Source organism: Marinomonas sp. TI.3.20, from assembly GCF_038155025.1.
In the GTDB taxonomy this organism is placed as follows: Bacteria; Pseudomonadota; Gammaproteobacteria; order Pseudomonadales; family Marinomonadaceae; genus Marinomonas; species Marinomonas flavescens.
Genome location: NZ_JBAKAS010000003.1, coordinates 303,100 through 325,312, shown reverse-complemented (window position 1 = coordinate 325,312; position 22,213 = coordinate 303,100). Strand labels below are relative to the sequence as shown.

The window sequence follows — 22,213 nt, the reverse complement described above, 5'->3', positions numbered from 1 at the left end:
GCGTATATAATGTGGAGCTTACCTTATATCCCCAGTACATGCTATGTTGTAGGCGTTTAGAACGTCTTATGCGTGTAAAAAAACGCAAAGCATTAACCGCAAGGCGTGCTGTGCGAAGAAGTAATGGCATCATCACAATGTGGCTATCGCTATCGTTATTTTGACTTCTTAAGTCTTGCTATGATCAGACGCAAGGCATTTTCTCTGAAAGTCGCTAGTATCTTGGTTATTATAGGCAGCGCGATTTATACAAGCATAGGACAAACTGAGTGAATAGAATGAATCATATCGCCATTGTTGGGGCAGGGATTGGTGGATTGAGTGCTGCATTGGCGCTTGCTACTGCGGGTTTCAAGGTTACTGTGTTTGAACAGGCGAAGAAAATTGGTGAAGTGGGCGCCGGTTTACAAATGAGTCCTAATGCCATGAAGGTGTTGCGACAGTTTGGTTTAGAAGACAAGTTACGTCCTTATGCCTTTGTGCCACAACATGCTTGTATGCGAGATTTTAAAACGGGTGAGTATTATTTAAAAAGTCCATTGGGCAAGACGTCAGAAGCACGATATAGCGCACCTTATTGGCATTTACATCGAGCTGACTTACACAAGGTATTAATTTTGGCCTGTGAAGATCTTGGTGTTGAAGTATTACTGGATGCCAGTGTAGAGCGTTATACAGAGAACGGTGACCAAGTGACGCTGACCTTGGCGGATAAATCAGAACACAGTGCAGACTTATTGATAGGCGCCGATGGCATTCGTTCTGTTATACGAGAGCAGATGTTAGGTAAAGAATCCCCCACTTTTATGAAACAGGTGGCGTGGCGCGGCGTTATTCCTGCGAGTGAGCTTAACGATGTTCATATTCAACCGGATGCGTGTGTTTGGGTTGGTCCGAATCGTCATTTTGTTACTTACTATTTACGTGGCGGTGAGTTGGTGAATTTTGTCGCAGTAGAAGAGCGAGAAGATTGGCACCAAGAGTCTTGGCGTGAAGAGGGCGATGTAGAGGAGCTGAAAGCGGCATTTGCTGGCTGGCACCCTGAAGTAAGTCAGTTGCTTGACCATGCAAAAAGTACTTTTCTTTGGGCTTTGAATGGTCGCGATGAACTGCCTGCCTGGCATCAAGGGCGAGTTGTGTTGTTGGGGGATGCTTGTCACCCTATGTTGCCATTTATGGCGCAAGGGGCGGCTATGGCGATTGAAGATGCTTATGCATTAAGCCAACTGCTTGTTAAATACAGTGTCTTAGACGCGTTAGATCGTTATGAGTTGTTGCGTAAGCCAAGAGCCACGAACATCCAAAAGATGTCTAAAGACAATGCCGCCTTATATCATATGCATGGTGGTGTATTTGGGCGAATGAAACTCAACGCAGTAAAAATAGCCTCACGACTTTCACCGCGTATCATTCAGGCTAAATTGGATCCTGTCTATGGGTACGATATTACTAAGGTGTTAATTTAGCGTCACCAGTTCAGTATTTAACCAAGTATCTATGCCCAGGATTAGCGATAAGGTTATTGCTCCCCAAGCTTTTAATAACTATTTATCATAAAAATCTTATGCTTATTTGCTGCCAGTTATAATGTTTTGTAGCAAATAAAGTACAAATGGTTATTGGCCTCTTGTAACAATATTCATTATCATCGCCGCCTTTCTAATCTTAACCTCACGGTCAATGCTGTGAGGACATTATCTAATCTGGAAACAACAGACATTATGACTTCTAAAACCCCACTAGCGCTTTTGCCTCTAGTGCTTTTTCTCGTGCTTTTCGTTGGTAGCGGCCTTTGGTATCAATCGCATGATGTAGATTATGCTTTTTATCAAATTTCGGCGCCCGTCGCCATTTTACCTGCGATTGCGCTCGCTATTTTGTTAGGTAAAGGTGTTCTTAATAAACGCATAGAAACATTTATTAATGGTGTTGGAGATAACACGATTACCACCATGGTTTTGATTTATTTGCTGGCGGGTGCTTTTGCCAGTGTTGCGAAAGCCGTCGGCGGTGTTGATGCGACGGTGAACTTTGGTTTGAGTGTTGTTCCGCCATCGTTGGTATTGCCTGGTATTTTCGTTATTGCAGCCTTTGTTGCGACGTCTATGGGAACGTCCATGGGGACCATTGCAGCCATTGCTCCAATTGCTATTGGTGTAGCAGAAACGGCGGACTTACCTATGCTACTCACTGTCGGTACTGTGATTGGTGGTGCTATGTTTGGTGATAACTTGTCGATTATTTCTGATACTACTATTGCAGCGACCCGTACTCAGGGCTGTGATATGCGCGATAAATTCAAAATGAATTTTAAGATTGCGTTGCCGGCCGCTATTTTGACATTGCTTTGGCTGTATTTTCAAAGCAGTTCTGCTCAAATTACCGGTCCACTTGATTATGATTTGATTCGAGTTTTGCCTTATGTTGCGGTGTTAGGTTTGGCCGTGGCCGGCGTAAATGTCATGCTGGTTTTGTTTAGTGGCATTATTCTAGCGGGTGGTATTGGTTTGACGATGCAAGACGGTTATACGCTTGCAACCTGGTCAAAAGATATTTACTCCGGCTATAGCAGCATGCAAGAAATCTTAATCCTGTCTTTGTTCATTGGTGGTCTAGGTGCTTTGATGAAAGCCCAAGGTGGATTAGATTGGCTGGTTTCTGCCATTGAAAAAATCAGTCACTTTTTTGGTGCGAAACCGGGTTCGACTCGGGCTGGTGAGTTGAGTATTAGTGCTTCTGTAGCATTAACTAACTTATGCACGGCTAATAATACGGTATCCATTTTGATTAATGGTTCGGTGGCAAAAGATATTTCCACTCGTTATAACGTAGACCCTCGCCGTAGTGCTAGTTTATTGGATATATTTTCATGTGTGACGCAAGGTGTTTTACCATACGGCGCACAAATTCTATTGGCTTCTTCATTGGCTAAGGTGTCTCCTTTGTCATTGGTGGGGTATGTGCAATACAGTTGGTTATTAGGCGTTTTTGCATTGCTGTCTATTTTATTCCGTTGGCCTAAAGTTGGAGCGAAATTGGCAAAGTAATACACTCATAACTGGAGCATTACAGGTTTAACAGCCCACTTTGTGTATTTTTCAAAGTGGGCTTTTTATTGTTTATTTGAAGGGAAGGGGGATGTATAGGTGTATCGTTATTCGTTATGCTTTTGCTCTAAAGAAAATGACTGCTGATGAGGTAAGTCAAAGCATAGATTTTGATCGCTAAAAATTAGCCATAAAGGACTTAAATTGAAACAAGGAACGCACTTAAAAGCCGAATTAATATTGGTATCTGTCACTGTCTTAGCTGGATTAGGTTGGATTTTTTCTAAAGAAGCATTGGCGGGGTTGCCTCCGCTTTTTTTCATGGGCGCGCGCTTTTTAATTGCAGGCTTTGTTTTAGTTCTGGCAGGGCGTCGCTTTTTTAGTGGTTTAGCTTGGCATGATGTCAAAAAGGCGATACTTGTTGGTGTGGTGATGGGGGTCGCCATGGCGTTCTGGATTAGTGGACTGGATAAGGCGTCTAATTTAGGCGTAGGAGCCTTTATCACTAGTTTAGGTGTGGTGTTAGTACCAGTATTTGGTCGGTTTATTTTCAAAGATCATCCCCCAAAAAGCATTTGGGTTGCTCTGCCTGTCGCTATATTAGGGTTGGGTTTTTTGGCATTAGGCAATGGTGTGAGTTACGAAGTCGCGCAGCTGTTGTTTCTAGGGTCAGCCTTAACATTTGCTTTGCAGTTTAATCTACTTTCTAAACTCTCTACGCGTATTCACGTTTTGGTTCTGACGGCAATTCAGCTGATGGTAGCAGGCGCTTTTTTGCTTGCCTTATCTCTATTTACTGAAAGCTTGCCAGTGAGTGTATCAATCGGTGTTGCTGGATGGTTTTTAGCAAGCACTTTGATTGCCACGAGTTTGCGTTTTTTATTACAAACCTATGGGCAAAGTCTAACGCCTACGAGTCATGCAGCAGTAATCATGAATCTTGAGCCTGTTTGGACTGCTTTTTTTGCTGCGCTTTGGTTTTCTGAGGCCATGTCATTATTTCAGTTTGTGGGCTGTGGTTTGATTTTTCTTGCGATGTTAATCAGCCGATGGACACAGATTAGGGCGATTTTTACGCCATCTTAAAAAGTTATATCTTGTATGTGGATCCTTTTCTAATCAGGTAAGATGTTCTCTAGTATAGTGTCGTAGAGTTCAATAGTGACTTTCGAAAAAGGGCGTTTTTGATAGTCCCATCTTACGAAAAGCCCTTCAGCTATTGTGACGAGCATTTCGATGCGAGCAATAATTTCTTCTTTGCTCATATTTGGGTATCGTTCTTGCATGATATCAACCGCTTTGCCTTGTAATTCTTGATGTGATTTATGGCATATATCTGCAATGACGCTATTGCGAGCGGCTTCGGCTTGGACTTCCATATTGATGATGAATATGTCGTGCTGTTCTCGATCGTTTTCCGAGAAATGACGAGCAAGCCAATTGTCTTTATTCAAGAAGTTAGACATGCACTCGATATGGCGCAATGTAGTTTGTTCAACCACGGCACAAATAATGTCATCTTTGTGTGCAAAATAGCGGTAGATCTGGCCAACACTGAGCTCAGCAGATTTTGCAATTTCATTCATGCTGGCTTTATGGAAGCCTTTTTCGATAGCGTGTTTTTTCAGTGCATCAATAATGCGCTGGCGATATTCCATATTTTTCTGGATGCAGTTAGTTCTCATTTATTTGCACTTTTGTTGGTATAACGGTTTCTTGTGTTCGATTATAGTGATAATGAACGATCATTCTCAATGTACTTAAAGGATAAATCCTCGATGTTGTCTAAATTCAAATATGCCTCAGGCGTAATTTTGATCATGCTTCTTGCTGGCTGTGAGAAGCAGGCACCTACTGCTTCAGCTTCTGCTCCAGCGCCAAAAGTGGCTGTTGGTGTTGTTGTTATTAAACCTCAAAAAGTGGTGCTTACTACAGAGTTACCTGGTAGAGCAGCATCGAGTCTTGTTGCCGAAATTCGCCCTCAAGTGAGCGGGATTATTAAAAAACGCCTCTTTAAAGAAGGGCAGGATGTGAAAGAGGGTGAGCCTCTTTACCAATTAGATGATTCAACTTACGTATCTACTTATAACCAAGCGCAAGCGGGTTTAGATTCGGCAAAAGCCAGTCTTAAGTCTGCGCAGTTGACCTATGATCGTTATAAAGCATTGCGTAAACAAAACAATGTTTCTCAATCGGATCTGGACAATGTTTACGCTACCTATTTAGAAGCGGCTGCTGGCAAGAAAAAAGCGGAAGCCTCTGTAGAGAGCGCTAAAATCAACTTGGATTATACAAAAATACGTTCTCCAATAGCGGGACGTATCGGTATTTCTAAAGTCACGGTAGGGGCTTTGGTTACGGCAAGTCAGGCAAATGCTTTGACCACAGTACGTTCCTTGAACCCTGTCTATGTGGATTTATCTCAAACCAGTCTAGATCAGCTTAAACAGCGTAATTTGCTAACCACGCCAAATATCACAGAGGGCGATGGGAAAGTATCGTTGATATTAGAAGATGGTTCTACTTATGGCCATCAAGGCATTCTCAAAACGCGAGAATTGAATGTAGATGAATCTACCGGTAGTGTCACGCTTCGCGCTGAATTCCCTAATCCAGATAATAAGTTGCTGCCGGGCATGTTTGTTCGCGGTGAGGTGAATGAGGCCGTAGACAGTGCTGCTTTGCTCGTGCCACAGCAAGGAGTGTTACGCGACGTTAAAGGTCTTCCTATTGCTTATGTGGTCAATAAAGAAGGCAAAGTTGAAGAGCATCAATTGAAAACAAGTCGAGCTATTGGGAATCAATGGCTTGTTACTTCTGGACTAAAAGAAGGTGACAAGGTGATTGTTGAAGGTTCTTCTAAAATTCGTCCGGGTAGTATGGTATCTGTCACACAGCTTCAGTTTGATACTAAAACAGACACGATGAAAGAAATGAACACTTCAGAAACATCGTCTTCAAATTAAGGGTAACTGTCTATGTTGGCTCGTTTTTTCGTCAATCGCCCTGTTTTTGCTTGGGTAATTTCTATTGTGATAATGCTGGCAGGGATAGCGTCTATCATGACGCTCCCAGTTGCTCAGTATCCTAACGTCGCACCACCTTCAATTAATATCTCAACAAAGTACAGCGGAGCGTCTGCGCAAGCGGTAGAAAACAGTGTTACGCAAGTGATTGAGGAAAAGCTAACAGGTCTAGATGGCTTGTTATACTTTTCTTCCTCTAGTGATTCTAATGGTACTACCAAAATTACCGTCACCTTCAAGCAAGGTACGGATGCTGATATTGCACAAGTGCAAGTGCAAAATAAAGTTCAGGAAGTTATCTCTCGTTTGCCTCAATCGGTGCAAGATAATGGCGTGACTGTCAGGAAGGCGAACTCTGATTTCTTAATGGTTGTAGCGATTTATGACCAAACAGACAAGCATACTGCAAGCGACATATCTGACTATTTAGCATCGACTGTTCAAGACCCTGTTTCTCGAGCAAATGGTGTTGGTGATATTCAAGTATTTGGCTCTCAGTATGCGATGAGAGTTTGGCTGGATCCTTTAAAATTGGCTTCTTATAAGTTGATGCCAAGCGATATTGTTAGCGCAATTAAAGCTCAGAATACACAGATTGCTGGTGGTAATATTGGTAGTCGCCCTTCAGTCAGTGGGCAAGAGCTAAATGTTACGGTAACTGCACAATCTAAAATGCAGACGGTTAAAGAGTTTCAAAACATCATCCTAACGCATCAATCAACAGGTGCAACCGTGCGCTTGAAAGACGTTGCTAAAGTTGAGATAGGAAGCGAATCTTATAACTTTATTCCTCGTCTAGACGGCCATCCTGCCTCAGGTATTGCTGTTATGTTGTCGCCTGGAGCGAATGCACTTTCTACTTCAGAAGGTGTTAAGAAGGTGATGAGTGATCTTGAAGACACACTTCCTGCAGGCTACAAGCTGGCTTATCCAGTAGATACCACAACCTTCATCGAGGACTCTATTGAAGAGGTTGTTAAGACCTTATTTGAAGCCATAGTTCTTGTTGTTATCATCATGTTTGTGTTCCTGCAAAATTGGCGCGCAACTCTTATTCCTGCGATCGCGGTTCCTGTTGTTCTATTGGGGACATTTGGTGTTTTAAATCTATTTGGCTATTCGATAAACGTACTGACGATGTTCGGTATGGTGCTCTCGATCGGATTGCTGGTGGATGATGCCATTGTGGTCGTGGAAAACGTAGAGAGGGTGATGGAAGAGGATGGACTCTCGCCCAAGGAAGCGACGATTAAGTCGATGAAAGAAATTACCAGTGCACTAATTGGTATTGCGATCGTATTGGCGGCCGTATTTCTTCCAATGGCTTTCTTTAGTGGTTCGACAGGGGTTATTTATCGTCAGTTCTCTATTACGATAGTGTCGTCAATGGCTCTGTCTGTGCTAGTGGCTTTAACGTTAACACCTGCTCTATGTGCAAGTTTGCTGAAGCCTAAGCACTCCGCTAGTACCAAAGGGTTAGCAGGGTTCTTTAACCGCAACTTTGACCGAGTGACAAATTCATACACACACCACGTAGGGCGTCTTATTAATCGTCCAGTTCGTTGGATGATTGCTTATGCAATTCTTGTTGCTGGTCTAGGCTTTTTGATGGCTAAAATGCCGACGGGCTTTTTACCAGTTGAAGACCAAGGTTATGTAATAGTCATGGTGTCCTTACCAGAAGGCGCGTCACTGAATCGTACTAACGTAGTGATGCGCGATGTTGAGCATCACTTCATGGTGACAGAGAAAAAAGATGTGAAACACGTCTTTACTATTTCTGGATTCAACTTCATGGGAACGGGGCAAAATGCAGGTCTTGCTTTTGTTGCTTTGAAAGATTGGTCTGAGCGTCAGAATCCTGCAGATAGTGCCAGCGCTATTGTTGGTCGTTCGTATGCTGCATTAGGTAAAATTCGTGATGCGCGAATCTTTTCTTTGTTACCTCCTTCGATTCGAGGCCTTGGACAAAGCAACGGTTTCACTTTTCAATTACAGGCGTCGGGCAATACTGATCGCGCTACTTTGTTGAAAATGCGAGATAAATTACTGCAAGACGGGAATGCTAGTAAGCTATTATCAGGCGTTCGTCTAGGTGGTCAATCTGAAGCGCCACAACTGTATATTGATGTAGATAAAGATAAAGCTTCTGCACTTGGGTTATCACTTGCTGATATTAGTGCAACATTAAGCTCCGCCTGGGCGGGGAGTTATGTGAATGACTTTATTGATCGTGGTCGAGTGAAAAAGGTTTATGTTGAAGGCGATGCTAAATACCGTTCTTCACCTGACGATCTAAATAGTTGGTATGTCCGTGGTGCTGATAACACAATGACACCCTTCTCTGCTTTCTCTACCTCACAATGGACGTACGGTGCGAAAAGTTTGTCACGATTTAATGGTCTTGCTTCCTATGAGATTCAAGGTAGTGGTTCGCCAGGTGTGAGTTCTGGACAAGCGATGGATGAAATTCAAAAAATCGCGAGTCAATTGCCGGGAACGTCAGGGTCATGGAGTGGTTTGTCCTTCCAAGAGCAGCAATCGAGTGGTCAATCACTGGCTTTGTATAGCATCTCTATTCTGGTTGTATTCCTATGTTTGGCTGCTCTGTATGAAAGTTGGACGGTACCGTTCTCTGTGATCTTGGTTATACCTTTAGGTGTAATCGGTGCCGTGCTTGCTGCGCACTTTAGAGGACTGGAAAATGATGTTTACTTTCAGGTCGCGTTGCTAACAACAATAGGGTTATCGTCCAAAAATGCCATATTGATTGTTGAGTTTGCTGAGGCGGCTTATATGCGTGGTGCGACAGTTTGGGAGGCAGCAAAAGAGGGTGCTCGTTTGCGTTTGCGTCCCATCATTATGACGTCCATGGCCTTTATTGTCGGTACCTTACCGTTGGCTGTCTCTTCTGGAGCAGGTGCGAACAGTCGAGTATCAATTGGTTCGGGTATTGTTGGTGGTACCTTAACGGCTACTATTCTGGCTATTTTCTTCGTACCATTGTTTTTCGTTTTGGTTCGTCGTGTTTTTTCAAAAAGAAAGGGTGAATTAACAGACGTTTCGGAGGTAGCTGAATCCTCAGATCAACATTAATTAACGATTAAATTGATTGGTTATTTATAGAAGGGGCCTTAAGGCTCCTTCTTTGTGTTGGCGTGATTGTTTAAAAAAATTACAGCAAGCCTTGGATACGCACGGGTACGTTTGTTTGGAAAGAAAGTTTTTTATCGATACAAAGAGGTTGGTTGTTGAAATACCGGGACAAATATAGACTTGGAGCAAGCACCCTAGAAAAAAATAATTGATCTGAACGGCATGCGTCAAAACGAGCATCCGAGCAAAAGTAGAATATTTCTTCTAGATCTCAAATGCCAGTTTGGTTTTACCAGTTTGTTACTGAGCCATCTGGTTTAACTAGATGAGGGCATTCATACTGATCGGGTACAGAAGCTCGTAATGCTTCCTCATCGACTTCTATCCCTAAGCCTGGAGCATTAGGAACAATATACATGGCGCCTTTCAGCTCAGCTTGGACTGGGAATATGTTGGTATCGTGAAAGCCAAGGTTCTCGACTGGAGATTGTCGTGTTTCTAACCAAGATAAGTTTGGTACCGCAGCACACAAATGCACGCTGGCAGCAGTGCAGATTGGTCCTAGTGGATTATGGGGCATTAGATCAATATAGTGCTGTTCGCTCCAACCGGCTATTTTCATTGCCTCGGTGAATCCTCCAACATTAGCCACATCGAAGCGCATAAACTGCGTTAAGCCCTGCTCCAAAAATGGCGCTGCTTGCCATTTTGAAGAGAATTCCTCACCAACTGCAAAAGGAATGTTCGTTAACTCTCTAAGTGTGGCATAGGCTTTTGGGTTCTCGGAACGAATAGGCTCTTCCAGAAAATCCAGCGTTCCTTCAGGCATCATATTACAAAAGCTTGCAATTTCAGTGGGTGTGTAGCGATGATGAAGGTCGATACCAATACAAAGGTTAGGCCCGAACTCTTTACGTATAGCTATTAGGTGCTTTGCTGTATCGCCTAGTAAAGCGCGAGGGTTGAACGTTGTACCTCCATCAAAGCCGCTAGGGTAAATACGAATGCAATCCCAACCAGCATCGACCAGAGTTTGTGTGTTGGCAAGAGACTGATCGATGGACTCAGCCATAAAGCTGGCAAAGGTAGGAATAGTATCTCTTTGTTTACCACCAAGCAGCTGATAAACAGGCACTCCTAAACGTTTACCCAGCAGGTCGTATAAAGCGATGTCGATTGCCGATATTGCTGCGGTTAAGACTCGGCCACCTTCGAAGTACTGACTTCGGTAACACTCTTGCCAGATACGACCAATTTGACGTGAATCCTTACCAATAAGGAATTTTGCGTAATGGTCTACTGTCGCCACAACAGCATTTTCTCGAGTCGATAGGCCAGACTCTCCCCAGCCAACAAGACCGTCTCTTGTTTCAATACGTATGATTAATTGATTTCTTAAGCCAACTTTAGCAGGGATAGCTTCAATTGACGTTATTTCAGCAGACTTCAATTTATGTAACCCCTTTACTGGGGCTTGGTTGGTGTCTGTATGATTTTCTGGCACTGAAGAACTCCCCTATTACGTGTTTTATCACTTTAGTTGTAGGATTGATGCTGTAATTGTACGCTATACCATAATTATAATGTACGATTTCTGTTCGCTTAAAAGAAATTTCTGAGTTTTTCGCTTAAAATTTGGTTAGGAGATTGAAAATGAACGCCCGAAAAAATATGCAGCTTTTTGTTACTGATCAATGGCGTTGGGATACTCTAAGCCTCGCCGCTCATCCAGCAAAACTGCCTAATCTGCGCGCATCTACCTGCGAGGCGACGACATTCACTAATGCATTTACCACAGTGCCGTTATGCACGCCCGCACGTGGTAGTCTATTCCCATCAAGGGCGACAATTCCGTTTTAGAGGAGTACGTGGTAAACGCTATAAATATGTCTGGAGTTCGCATGATAATGAAGAGCTTTATGATCTTGAAACAGACTCTGGTAAGCGTGTAAATCGTGCTGGTGAGCCAGTGTTTAGCCAGATTCAGGAGGGTTTAAAAATAATGGATGGAAGACGAAGGGGATTGGCTAGCAGGGCCTGGTCATCATCAGTCTATCGGTAGTTATATTGATGGTCGTGATCGTACAGAGCAACACATACACCCAGAGGTATGATTTATTAAGACCAGTAGTCGCAAATTATATTTCGTAGCGAGAGGCCTTCTTCAATAAAATTTAGTTGGATCGATTGCGGGCATCTCGTGCCTGCTTGATCCGTAACTGATCAACAAGGTATTGTCCAGCATCGCCAATATGAAGCTTAAGAACGTTAAGCGCGCCTTCGGTATCTTGTGAATGTATCGCCGCTATTAAAGCACGATGTTCATTTAAAATAGCTTCTCGTCTGCTAAGTGCAATGGGAATGCGAGCGCTGATAGAGCCAATGATTTCCCTATGTTGTTTCCAGAGTTTGAATGCAACTTGGTTGTAATGATGCTCGTACATGAATTCATGAAATTGATGGTTGAGATTGGTATGCAAATGTACATCAGTGAAGTTCAACGCTTCAATTTGCTCCTGAATCGTTTCAAGTTTACGGATATCATCAGTGCTTGCGGTCTCGATGAAGTGGAGCATTAGATAAGGCTCTAACAGATAACCAACTTCCGCCACATTGCGAACATAGTCCATATCGATAGGGCGAACGCGAGCACCTTGATTAGGTGCGAAAATAACTAAACCTTCACCTCGAAGCTGTTGCAACGCTTCACGAATAGGGTTTGTTGAGGTCTCATACAGTCTAGCTAATTCAGATACTTTCAGGCGCGAATTTGCTTTAAAAACATCAGAGAGGATGTCGTGTCTGATTCGCTCATAGACTGAATCTGATGGAGTACCAGTTTCTTCTTTTTCAATAGAGAGAGAAAATGAACTACTATTCTTCATATAAGAATTATCCGTTTTTTTATGCTGATATAAAGCTGTTTCAATAGCCTTAATACCTTATTTTGTTATGGTAATGCATTATTTTAACGGGTTATAAGTAATGAAAAAAGCAATTTGTGTGGATGATGCAAAAGCGGGTTGCGCTGAAGGGTTACTTTGGGATGCGGCAAGAGCTTGTATTTGGTGGGTTGATATTCCAGGAGAAACATTGCATCGTTTTGAGCCAGAATCGAAAAGAGCGACAAGGGTACAGCTACCATTTCTCATTAGCGCACTTGCTTTACATCAAGATGGTCGATTGATCATTGCAACGGCTCAAGGCCTTGGGGTTGTTGACGAGGTGAACGGAGATATTGAGATTGTGATTAATCCTGAGGAAAAGCCTGGTAATCGTCTCAATGACATCGTTGCTGCACCTGATGGCACACTATTGGCCGGTACTATGTCTGAAGATGCAAAAAGCGCAACCGGAGCTTTGTATCGTGTCGGTCGCAAGGGTATTGATATCATGATGAGCAATACTACCATTTCAAATGGTATTGATTGGAGTCCGGACGGGACGAAACTTTATTTCGTTGATAGCGTACCAGGTATCCTTTACGTGTTTCAATATGAGGCATGGCAAGTTTTATATCGCTTTGATGGCGCTATTGAAAGGCCTGATGGCTTGTGCGTTGATGCTGCTGGAACGATCTGGATTGCCCTTTGCGATCGGGGGCAGGTTATTGGAATGACGCCTGATGGTAAAATTATAGAAAGAATTGAATTTCCTTGTAGCATCGTTACCAATTGCGCTTTTGGAGGAGCTGACTTGAAGACGCTGTTTGTGACGACTGGAATATTCAGTATGAGTGATGCAGAGAAAGTGGCTAACCCATTGGCAGGAGGTTTATTTGCAGTGGCAATGGATAAGGAGGGAAAAGTTCCGTATTTGTTAGATTGGCCTGCGCAATAGTACATTCTGAAAATGTCTAGGGCGGTGCAGCTGACCGCCCTGACCGTTACTTTTTAACGAATGCGGTTGCCGGAATGAGAATCAAACAACAGCAATGAAGTCGCATCGATACCAACAGATATTGACCCACTTTCCTTAGGGTTTTCTTTACTACGCCATTCGACGATGACTGGCAGCTCGTCTTCATGAGGTTCCGCATAGATATAAGATACACCGCCTAGATTCTCGACAACATCGACGACTAGTTCAATCTGAATGTCACCTTCAGGGTCAAAGTGTTCGGGACGTATACCAACGGTAACGGCATCGCCAGGTGACGTTGAAGCGACAACTGAGATTGGGACTTCTATATTATTAAGACTCGGCAATCTTACGATGGTTTTAGCATCAACAACATCGGTAACAATCCCGTTGAAGAGGTTCATTCGCGGACTGCCGATAAAGCCAGCAACAAATAGATTGTCGGGATCCTCATAAAGATTCAAGGGGGATCCGATTTGTTCAATTATGCCATCTTTAAGAACAACGATCTTATCAGCCATCGTCATTGCTTCGACCTGATCGTGTGTCACATAAATCATAGTGGCGCCTAGCTTTTTGTGTAGACGAGCAATCTCGACACGCATTTCAACACGAAGCTCAGCATCTAGGTTCGATAGTGGCTCGTCAAAGAGAAATACATCTGGCTGTCTTACGATAGCACGGCCAATGGCAACACGCTGACGTTGCCCGCCAGAGAGGGCTTTGGGTTTTCGATCCATTAAGGCATCGAGTTTTAATATGCGTGCTGCGGTATCTACCTTTTCTTTGATGGCTGATTTTTCAGCGCCACTGATCTTCAGTCCGAAGCTCATATTTTCGCGCACGGTCATATGTGGGTACAGCGCATACGTCTGAAAGACCATTGATACACCACGCTTCGATGCATCAGTGTGAGTAATGTCACGATCACCGATAGTCATATTACCGTCGCTTATCGCTTCAAGGCCTGCAATCATACGTAATAGTGTAGACTTGCCACATCCTGACGGTCCAACAAATACACAGAACTCACCATCAGCTACGGTTAGATCAACACCTTTGATTACTTCAATTTTGCCAAAGCGTTTGATGACATTGTTGATTTCTAGCTTAGCCATTTCGTTTTTCCCTCTTATCGCCCATACCCAGTAAAGTTGACATCGCTCTATCTGCTACAATGTTGGCGCCATTCAGTGCGCTCGAAGATTCAGATAGCAGAAATACTGCTATATCGCCGATTTCTTTGACGGTGTTAATCTCGTTGTCTGCGGTCCACGAGCGGAATTTTTCAGTGTTATTAGGGTCTTTCATCGCCTCGAGAACCGTTTCTGTTTGCGTTAAGCCAGGGCATAGTGAATTAACGCGAATCCCATGTGTTCCAAGAGACCACGCCATCGCTCGCGTCATGGAAACGATAGCGCCTTTGGTTCCCGAGTAGCCTTCATGGCCAGAATTGGTTGCATCGGCATGGTTTGATGCAATATTAACGATCGATCCGCTTCCTGCGTCAGCCATGATTCGTCCAGCAATCTGAGCGCCAAATAGTGTTGATCGCTGGTTAACTGTCCAAAGTGTTTCCATTTGCTCTTTGGTCATGTCAAAAAACGGAACTTCAATTGTCACACCGACATTATTAACAAGGCCATCAAGTCGGCCAAAGTGTTTGTATGACTCATTAATTGCTGCTTCAAAAGCATCTAGATCTGCAACATCTACCTGTGCAAATCGGGCGCCGATCTCTTGGAGCTTTGGTTCTCCTGCAGTGTGTATATCAATACCAGTAACGTCGGCTCCCGCTTCTCTACATTGTCGGGCGATTCCAAGTCCGATGCCTGCACCAGCGCCAGTCACAAAAATGTGCTTCCCTGACAGCGTCATTTTACGCCTCCTGCTGTTGCTCCAGCCATGATTTTGCGTTGGAAAACAGCAAACATGAGTAGTAGTGGTAATGATCCGAGTACGGCAGCTGGGAATAATTTTGTCGGATCGATACCTGTGTTTCCTACAAATTTATATACTGCGATCATTACGGTTAGCTTGTCCTTATCTGTTAAAAGTAATAACGGGTAGATGAGATCATTCCAGACCATAATCATGACGAATAGTGATAGGGTTGCTGTCACTGGGGCAAGAAGTGGTCGAATAACATGCCAGAAGACTTGCCAATTAGTACAGCCATCAAGTCGGGCGGCTTCTTCCAGCTCGATCGGTATTGCGGCGATAAAGCTGGTGTAAAAGAACACGGCTAAAGGCAGTTTCAGCGCAGCAAAGGCGAGTATCACCCCAAAGTAGCTATCCAAAAGGCCAATGTCACGGAAGATGACGTAGATAGGAGTGATCGTTACAAAACCGGGCGTAGCAAGTCCTAATGCCATGATCATAACGATTGTTCGACTAAGTCTGTTCTGAATGCGCGCCAGTGGATAGGCTGCCATTGCCCCTGCGAATACCACAATGATAATTACTGATACGGTAATGCCAAGGGAGTTTAATACTGATCGTACATAACCCATGGATGACAGTGCTGTTATGTAGTTGCCCCAATAAAGACTGGAAGGTAGACCTAATGGGTTTTGCGCGATCTCAGTTGTTGTTTTGAAAGACATCATCACCATGTAAATCAAAGGAAGTAGCATGATGAACACAATTAGTAATACTAAGCCGTGCGCAATAGCTGACTTTCCACGCAATCGGATAAGATCCCAATTTGGCAACGTCGCACTAGGCTTTGGGGGGGTGATAGTGGATTTGCTCATGTGACGTTCTCCCGGTTGCGTAGTATTTTGTTTTGTACGAAGGCAAATGCAAGGACAAGGATCAGCATGACGATAGATAGCGCTGAAGCAAAACCAAATTTGTACTGACCGAAGAGGTTGTCAATAATTTCGAGGGATAGCATACGTGTCGCACCATCAGGCCCACCTTTTGTGAGGATGAAAGGCAGCTCGAATGTTTGGAGTGTACCAATAGTTGTTAAAACCACAGAAACTGTGATTGAGGGTGCAAGTAGTGGTAACTCAATGTCACGAAAAATTTGCCACGTTGAGGCACCTTCTAGTTTTGCAGCTTCTCCAATTTCTTCAGGAATTCCAGCAAACCCTGCGAGAAAAATGGCGCAAGTAAAACCAGTAAACATCCAAATTTGTGTGAAGGCGACAGAGTACAAGGCAAGAGACGGATCCCCCAACCAGTTCTGCTCCCAAGCACCAAGGCCGATATCACGTAGAGCAGTGTTGATGCCGCCGTTAATTGGTGAGTAGAGGAACTGCCATACGTAGCCAACCACGACAAAAGACATCATCGCAGGAGTGTATAACGCGGCACGACTGAAGTTTCTAATCGAAGGCATTCTATGTAGGACTGCGGCGAAAAACAGTCCGGTTATGGTTAGAGACGTCACTACTACTACTGTGTACCAGAGGGTTATCCATAACTCTCTTAGGTAACGATCTCTTGAAAAAATACGCTCGTAGTTCCTCCAGCCGACTTCTTTGGCCTCACCTATACCTTGGAAGTGAGTGAAACTCATATCCAGGGTTAGAAAGATTGGATGAATGAAAAAAACACCGAGCACTAAAAGAGCTGGTATTGTAAATAAATATAAAGAAAATCTTGTAGACATTGTTATTGTTTTCTCCAAGAATCAAGGGTTAAAAACCCAGCACTAATGCGCTGGGACTTGAGGTCAGAAGTCGTCTTCGATCGTTTCGTCCCAACGTTGTAGTGTTTTCTTGTTTGGAGCGTCTAAGTTAAGGAGGAATCCTGTTAGGCTGTCTTCCCACTCAGATTGCAGAGGCTTTGGAAACTCCAAACTAGAGAATGGCCATATAATCAGGCTACCCTTGTTACGTGCTTGAGTGTAAAGCGTTGCAAGCTCAGGCATATTGCTCTTTTCATTAGTATAGGGGCTATAAGCACCTTCAACTTTAAGGAACACGTTTAGGTTTTCTTCCTTAGTAAAGAAATTTACCCATTTAGCCGCTGCATCGGCGTGCTTGGCATTTTTCGGAATTGACCAACCAGGACCGATAAGATCAAGTGCTAAACCGTGCTTAGTGAAAGCTGAAGGCATAGGAGCGAACTGGTAATTAAGACCTTTAACTGCTGAAAAACTACCTATATTCCATGCGCCTTGTGGCAAAATCGCTACCTTACCTGCGCGAAATTCTTGTGGTGCAGTTGCCCAAGGATCAAGGCCTGCTTGTAGTTTAGGATCGAAGCATTTTGCTTTTACTAGGTCGCGAACACCATCAAGAGCGGCGTTGAAATTTTTATCACCAACAAATTTACGCTTACCTGAACCATAATCTCCGGCAGGGATTCCTTTTGGATCGAGACCGTTTGCACCTACGTACAACATGGCAGAGAAGCCACCAGAGAAGATCATTGGAGAAATGCCTTTGGCTGCAAGTGCTGTACAGGCTGTTTTCAATTCGTCCAGTGTAACAGGTGCCTTGTTAATGCCGGCTTTGGCGAGCAGGTCCATATTGACGAAATTACCCATACCGATAATTTCAAGTGGCATCACCATGATCTTTCCATCTTTTGTCATAATGTTGCGAACCGACGGAAGCATTTGTTTATACCAGCTGTTGTTGGTGCCGAGGTCAGAGAGAAGGCCGGCGCCTCCCCACAGATCAACTAAGGAGCTATCGACCATGGTTACATCAGGAGGGTTGCCGCCTTGTAAGCGTGGCGGAATAACTTTATCTACGTCTTTTCGTGCAACATAGGTTAACTCGACATCGATGTCAGGGTTTTCTGTTTCAAATTTTTTAATTAGTTCGGGAAGTCCTGCAGGTTCTGCGTCGTTACCTTTCCAAGCGACGACATCTAAAACAACCTGAGCTTGCGCCGTTGTCGTTAAACAGAGCGTAAGAAAGATGGCTGTGGATATAGTGCGTTTCATTATTGATCACCCCTCAATTAAATTACACCAAATCGTACATTATGTATTTAAAGCGGTACATAATTAGGTCAAATCAAATCCTATATTATGCATACAAGGGTGTACATAATTAAATTGAAAAATAATACATTATTTTTCACAAACCATACATAACCAGTATATGGTGCATATTTAAATCATGATTTAAGATGCTTAAAAACCTAAGTTAAAAAAGGCATAAGATGAACATGAGAAAGAAGCCGAATGTCATCCTGATCACCACAGATCAACAGCGTGGTGACTGTATTGGACCAGAGGGACGTGGTGTGCGCACGCCTAATATTGACCGAATCGGAAGTAATGGTGTTCGGTTTTCCACATGTATAACGCCGAACCCTATGTGCCAACCAGCGCGTGCTTCGATGTTGACGGGAAAGTTACCTTATAGTCATGGTGTTCGTGATAATGGTCGTGACTTAGAGGAGGCTTTAGGTGGAGAAGGGTTGGGAGGTTCGTTTGCTAAAGCGGGCTACGAAACCTTTTTTATTGGAAAGGCCCATCTATCGAGTCAGCAGACCTTTAAACCGTCAGGGCGACCAGAGTGTTATAAAAGTGCAAAAAACTATCCTCCAGAATGGAGGGGTGGTTATATGGGGTTTGATGATGTGCAGTTGATGCTTCGTCCTCATCACCACACACAATGGAGCGAAATACCAGAAGGCTTACACTATGAATACTGGCTTGACCAAAATGGGCAAGGTCGTGATCGATGGGGTTTGGCGAAAGAGCATTTAAAGCCTGATACCGCACACTTCCAAACATGGCGCTCGGCACTGGGTGAAGAATGGCATTCTTCGCCGTGGGTTGGTGATCGAGCTGTTGAGATGATTGAAAATAAGGGTGATAAACCTTTGATGGCATGGGTGTCGTTTCCTGACCCTCATCCTCCCTTTCTTGCGCCAAAACCCTGGTGTGATATGTATGGGCGAGACGATGTTACCATCGCGAAGCACTCAGCGTTAGATCTTGATCAACGCCCTTGGTGGCATAAGGCTTTCGTTGAAGACCGCGCCAAGCCAATCAAGCAGGGTGCGGAACATAACGCTGGCGGAATTGATTGGGGACAGAAAGGTGAACTAAATGAGGCTGCTTTGCGTGATATCACCGCAATCTATTTTGGAATGATTTCAGCGGTTGATCATCAAGTTGGCCGTATTCTCGATGCGCTTGAAGCTAAAGGTGAACTAGATAATACTTATATTATCTTTACCAGTGATCACGGTGAATGGTTGGGTGATCACGGGCTTCTGTTAAAAGGCCCAATGCTTTATGACGGCTTGTTAAGAGTGCCGTGCTTGATTCAAGGGCCGGGCATTCCTTCAGGGAAAGTTATCCAAGACCCAGTTAGTACTATCGACGTATTAGCAACGGCGGCTGATCTAGCGGATATTCCGTTGTCAGAGACACACGGGCGATCGTGGCGTGGCCTGTGGGACGGTTCTGAAACTCGTAACTTCGCACTGGCTGAGTATGAAGTTGATTCGATTCGTTCGGCGGTTGACATGGATCTCATGACAGTTAGAAGTAAGCGCTATCGGATGTCAGTAGATTTGCGAACTAATACGGGCGAACTGTATGACCTACAGGAAGACCCTGATGAAATGGTTAATTTGTTTGATGAGCCTGAGCGAAAGGGCGTCCGCTCTGAGCATATGGATATGATTCGTTCCCGTCCCGATGACAGGGTACCTGTGTCGCCGCGCGTTGGATGGCACTAAGCAAATATTTAAAAAGCCCCCTGAGCTAAGCTTAAGGTAGGCTAAAAAAGAGGCGAACCATTGTATTTAATGTTGAAGTCATAGTAATCGATTAGGGAAATTTTTTTCATATTGTTGCTTATGATCATGATAGACGAGAGCAATATCGAAACTGTCTTACACGAACTAAGTTACTAGAAATTTGAAGAGAAATTTATGACGAAATTTGGAAGTAGACCTTGTGGTTACAGGGTTTAGTAAGTGTTTATGATGCGAAGATATTCGCCGTAAAATACTAAGTGTATAAACTAGAGAAAGGGCGTGGTGTTTAGCAAATGGCCAGTCATTCCCAGTATGAAACAGTAAAACGGTCTTTTAAAGCGCTTATACCTTATACCTTATGGCGTGTTAGCTACTGGCTTATTTGATGTGAAGTGGTTTTGGAGAATGAAGGGTTAACCGATGAAATTCGTAAGGCATTACTCGCTTGTTTATCGAGCTGGTCGCTAGCTGGCTTGAATGGAGTTCATGAGCTTTCTGTCATCAAACGGAAACAAATTAATCAGGCAAAAATGCCGAAAAAAAAACATACACAAGCTCTAAAAAACTGAAAGGTGTTCTTGTATGTGATTTCTAAAAAATAGACATTTATCCGCTATTTTTGGTGACGAAGGTGTTTGTGGTATAGCCACTCTTGCTAATGATCTGAAGATGTAAGAGGTATAAGCAGTTACAACTGACCATTAGTGCACATTGAGAGAAAATGCAGACCGATTTCAAAACCATTGATTGTTTATGAAGTCAAGATCAGCGAAAATAGCGGCCACTTACAATTAACGCAACGGATTTGAAAGCGAAGAGCTAAAAAGAAAGTGCTTCCAAAAATGTGTACAAATCCGTGTACAAACTAAAAGAATTTATACATGGCAAACCAAGAATTTCTTAATGAAATCAATAAGCGAAGAACTTTCGCTATCATCTCTCACCCTGATGCTGGTAAAACGACGATCACAGAAAAGTTACTTTTGCTTGGTCAGCTTATTCAAACAGCAGGCTCGGTCAAGGGTCGTAAGGGCGATAAGCATGCCACCTCTGACTGGATGGCGATGGAGCAACAGCGTGGTATTTCCATTACCTCATCTGTTATGCAGTTTCCTTACAAAGACCGTATTGTTAATTTATTAGACACGCCTGGACACGAAGACTTTTCGGAAGATACTTACCGTACGTTAACCGCTGTTGACTCTGTATTGATGATCATTGATGGCGCAAAAGGTGTTGAGGATCGGACAATTAAGTTGATGGATGTTTGTCGTCTGCGCGACACGCCTATTTTAACCTTTATCAATAAAATGGACCGTGATATTCGTGATCCAATTGATTTGCTTGATGAAGTTGAAGCGGTACTAAAAATTGCCGCGGCACCGATTACTTGGCCAATTGGTATGAGTACTTTCTTTAAGGGGGTTTATAACCTCTATACCGATACTATTCATGTTTTTGTTCGTGGCCGTGGTCATACGTTAACTGATGATATTCAAATCAAGGGTTTGCAGTCTGACGAAGCGAAAGAGCTACTTGGTGATGAGTGGGCTGCTTATGTTGATGAAGTGGAATTAGTTCGCGGTGCTAGCCATGAATTCGATCAGCAAGCCTATTTAGATGGTGAGCTCACCCCTGTATTTTTTGGTACGGCTTTGTCTAACTTTGGCGTTCGTGAAATGTTAGATGGCTTTGTCGAGTGGGCGCCATCTCCAATTGGTCGTGATACTAATTCACGTAATGTTGATGCATTGGACGAAAAGTTCTCAGGGTTTATCTTTAAAATCCAAGCCAATATGGACCCGAAGCATCGTGACCGTATTGCGTTTATGCGAGTCTGTTCGGGTACTTATAGTCGTGGCATGAAAATGCGTCATTGTCGCTTGGGCAAAGACATTAAAATTACCGATGCCGTATCTTTTACAGCGGGCGATCGGGAAGGGGTTGAAGAAGCCTTTTCTGGCGATATTATTGGTTTACATAACCACGGTACGATTCAGATCGGTGATACTTTTACGGAAGGTGAAGATCTTAAATTCACTGGTATTCCGCACTTTGCCCCAGAACTTTTCCGTCGTGTTCGATTAAAAGATCCGATGAAAATGAAAGCCTTACAGAAAGGTTTGCAGCAGCTTTCAGAAGAAGGTTCTACTCAGTTGTTTATGCCACAGCGAAATAATGAACTGATCGTAGGTGCGGTAGGTCAGCTGCAATATGAAGTAGTGGCTTATCGTTTGAAAGATGAATATAAAGTTGAATGTATCTACGAAGCGGTAAACGTAAACAGTGCACGCTGGGTTGATTGTGAAGATCCAAAGAAATTTGAAGAATTTAAAAATAAATGTCGAGACAATTTGGCGATAGATGGCGGTGGCCACCTTACGTATTTAGCGCCAACGCGGGTGAATTTAATGATGGCCGAAGAGAAGTGGCCAGATGTGTCGTTCCGTGCAACGCGAGAGCATTGATCAATACTTGACTATTTTACTAGGATAA

General features: G+C 43.6%; 17 protein-coding genes. 9 read left to right on the top strand and 8 right to left on the bottom strand.

Going from position 1 to position 22,213, the window contains the following annotated elements:
* Positions 1-278: 278 nt before the first annotated feature.
* The 3 genes from V6259_RS05715 to V6259_RS05705 all read left to right on the top strand — a co-directional run bounded on the left by V6259_RS05715 (position 279) and on the right by V6259_RS05705 (position 4,133).
* On the top strand, positions 279-1,466 hold the full coding sequence (locus V6259_RS05715) for an FAD-dependent oxidoreductase (RefSeq protein WP_341583688.1): 1,188 nt from the start codon (positions 279-281) through the stop codon (positions 1,464-1,466).
* Positions 1,467-1,721: 255 nt separating this feature from the next.
* Positions 1,722-3,047, top strand: coding sequence for a Na+/H+ antiporter NhaC family protein (locus V6259_RS05710; protein ID WP_341583673.1), 1,326 nt, complete (start codon positions 1,722-1,724; stop codon positions 3,045-3,047).
* A 204-nt stretch (positions 3,048-3,251) separates the two neighbouring features.
* Complete coding sequence (locus tag V6259_RS05705; protein ID WP_341583671.1) at positions 3,252-4,133, top strand: DMT family transporter; 882 nt, start codon at positions 3,252-3,254, stop codon at positions 4,131-4,133.
* Positions 4,134-4,162: 29 nt separating this feature from the next.
* On the opposite strand, the gene V6259_RS05700 is transcribed toward V6259_RS05705, so the two are convergent.
* The gene (locus tag V6259_RS05700; RefSeq protein WP_133012637.1) at positions 4,163-4,732 is read right to left on the bottom strand and encodes a TetR/AcrR family transcriptional regulator; all 570 of its coding nucleotides are present in this window, start codon (positions 4,730-4,732) and stop codon (positions 4,163-4,165) included.
* Between the two features lie 93 nt (positions 4,733-4,825).
* Between V6259_RS05700 and V6259_RS05695 the strand changes: the two genes are divergently transcribed.
* A complete protein-coding gene (locus V6259_RS05695; RefSeq protein ID WP_341583670.1) occupies positions 4,826-6,013 on the top strand; it encodes an efflux RND transporter periplasmic adaptor subunit in 1,188 nt (395 codons plus the stop codon).
* A 12-nt stretch (positions 6,014-6,025) separates the two neighbouring features.
* On the top strand, positions 6,026-9,169 hold the full coding sequence (locus tag V6259_RS05690; RefSeq protein WP_341583669.1) for an efflux RND transporter permease subunit: 3,144 nt from the start codon (positions 6,026-6,028) through the stop codon (positions 9,167-9,169).
* Positions 9,170-9,458: 289 nt separating this feature from the next.
* Here V6259_RS05690 and V6259_RS05685 read toward each other — a convergent pair whose 3' ends face one another.
* Positions 9,459-10,673, bottom strand: coding sequence for a mandelate racemase/muconate lactonizing enzyme family protein (locus tag V6259_RS05685; protein WP_341583668.1), 1,215 nt, complete (start codon positions 10,671-10,673; stop codon positions 9,459-9,461).
* Between the two features lie 149 nt (positions 10,674-10,822).
* Here V6259_RS05685 and V6259_RS05680 point away from each other — a divergent pair, with 149 nt between their 5' ends.
* Positions 10,823-11,029: a sulfatase-like hydrolase/transferase gene (locus V6259_RS05680; protein ID WP_341583667.1), complete on the top strand. Its 207-nt coding sequence runs from the start codon at positions 10,823-10,825 to the stop codon at positions 11,027-11,029.
* A 314-nt stretch (positions 11,030-11,343) separates the two neighbouring features.
* Here V6259_RS05680 and V6259_RS05675 read toward each other — a convergent pair whose 3' ends face one another.
* Positions 11,344-12,054, bottom strand: a complete 711-nt coding sequence (locus tag V6259_RS05675; RefSeq protein WP_341583666.1) for a GntR family transcriptional regulator — start codon at positions 12,052-12,054, stop codon at positions 11,344-11,346.
* 100 nt (positions 12,055-12,154) lie between these two features.
* Here V6259_RS05675 and V6259_RS05670 point away from each other — a divergent pair, with 100 nt between their 5' ends.
* Positions 12,155-13,009, top strand: a complete 855-nt coding sequence (locus V6259_RS05670; protein WP_341583665.1) for an SMP-30/gluconolactonase/LRE family protein — start codon at positions 12,155-12,157, stop codon at positions 13,007-13,009.
* Between the two features lie 53 nt (positions 13,010-13,062).
* On the opposite strand, the gene V6259_RS05665 is transcribed toward V6259_RS05670, so the two are convergent.
* The 5 genes from V6259_RS05665 to V6259_RS05645 all read right to left on the bottom strand — a co-directional run bounded on the left by V6259_RS05665 (position 13,063) and on the right by V6259_RS05645 (position 17,939).
* Positions 13,063-14,148: an ABC transporter ATP-binding protein gene (locus V6259_RS05665; protein WP_341583663.1), complete on the bottom strand. Its 1,086-nt coding sequence runs from the start codon at positions 14,146-14,148 to the stop codon at positions 13,063-13,065.
* On the bottom strand, positions 14,141-14,908 hold the full coding sequence (locus tag V6259_RS05660) for an SDR family NAD(P)-dependent oxidoreductase (RefSeq protein ID WP_341583662.1): 768 nt from the start codon (positions 14,906-14,908) through the stop codon (positions 14,141-14,143). The genes V6259_RS05665 and V6259_RS05660 overlap by 8 nt, the downstream gene beginning before the upstream one ends.
* Positions 14,905-15,786 carry a carbohydrate ABC transporter permease gene (locus V6259_RS05655; RefSeq protein ID WP_341583661.1) on the bottom strand — a complete coding sequence of 294 codons (882 nt, stop codon included), beginning with the start codon at positions 15,784-15,786 and terminating at the stop codon, positions 14,905-14,907. The genes V6259_RS05660 and V6259_RS05655 overlap by 4 nt, the downstream gene beginning before the upstream one ends.
* Entirely contained in the window at positions 15,783-16,652 is an 870-nt protein-coding gene (locus V6259_RS05650; RefSeq protein ID WP_341583660.1) for a carbohydrate ABC transporter permease, read from the bottom strand. Before V6259_RS05650 ends, V6259_RS05655 begins: the two co-directional genes overlap by 4 nt.
* A 63-nt stretch (positions 16,653-16,715) precedes the next feature.
* Entirely contained in the window at positions 16,716-17,939 is a 1,224-nt protein-coding gene (locus V6259_RS05645; RefSeq protein WP_341583659.1) for an ABC transporter substrate-binding protein, read from the bottom strand.
* A 227-nt stretch (positions 17,940-18,166) separates the two neighbouring features.
* Here V6259_RS05645 and V6259_RS05640 point away from each other — a divergent pair, with 227 nt between their 5' ends.
* On the top strand, positions 18,167-19,696 hold the full coding sequence (locus tag V6259_RS05640) for a sulfatase family protein (protein ID WP_341583658.1): 1,530 nt from the start codon (positions 18,167-18,169) through the stop codon (positions 19,694-19,696).
* Positions 19,697-20,598: 902 nt separating this feature from the next.
* A complete protein-coding gene (locus V6259_RS05635) occupies positions 20,599-22,185 on the top strand; it encodes a peptide chain release factor 3 (RefSeq protein ID WP_341583657.1) in 1,587 nt (528 codons plus the stop codon).
* Positions 22,186-22,213: the final 28 nt, after the last annotated feature.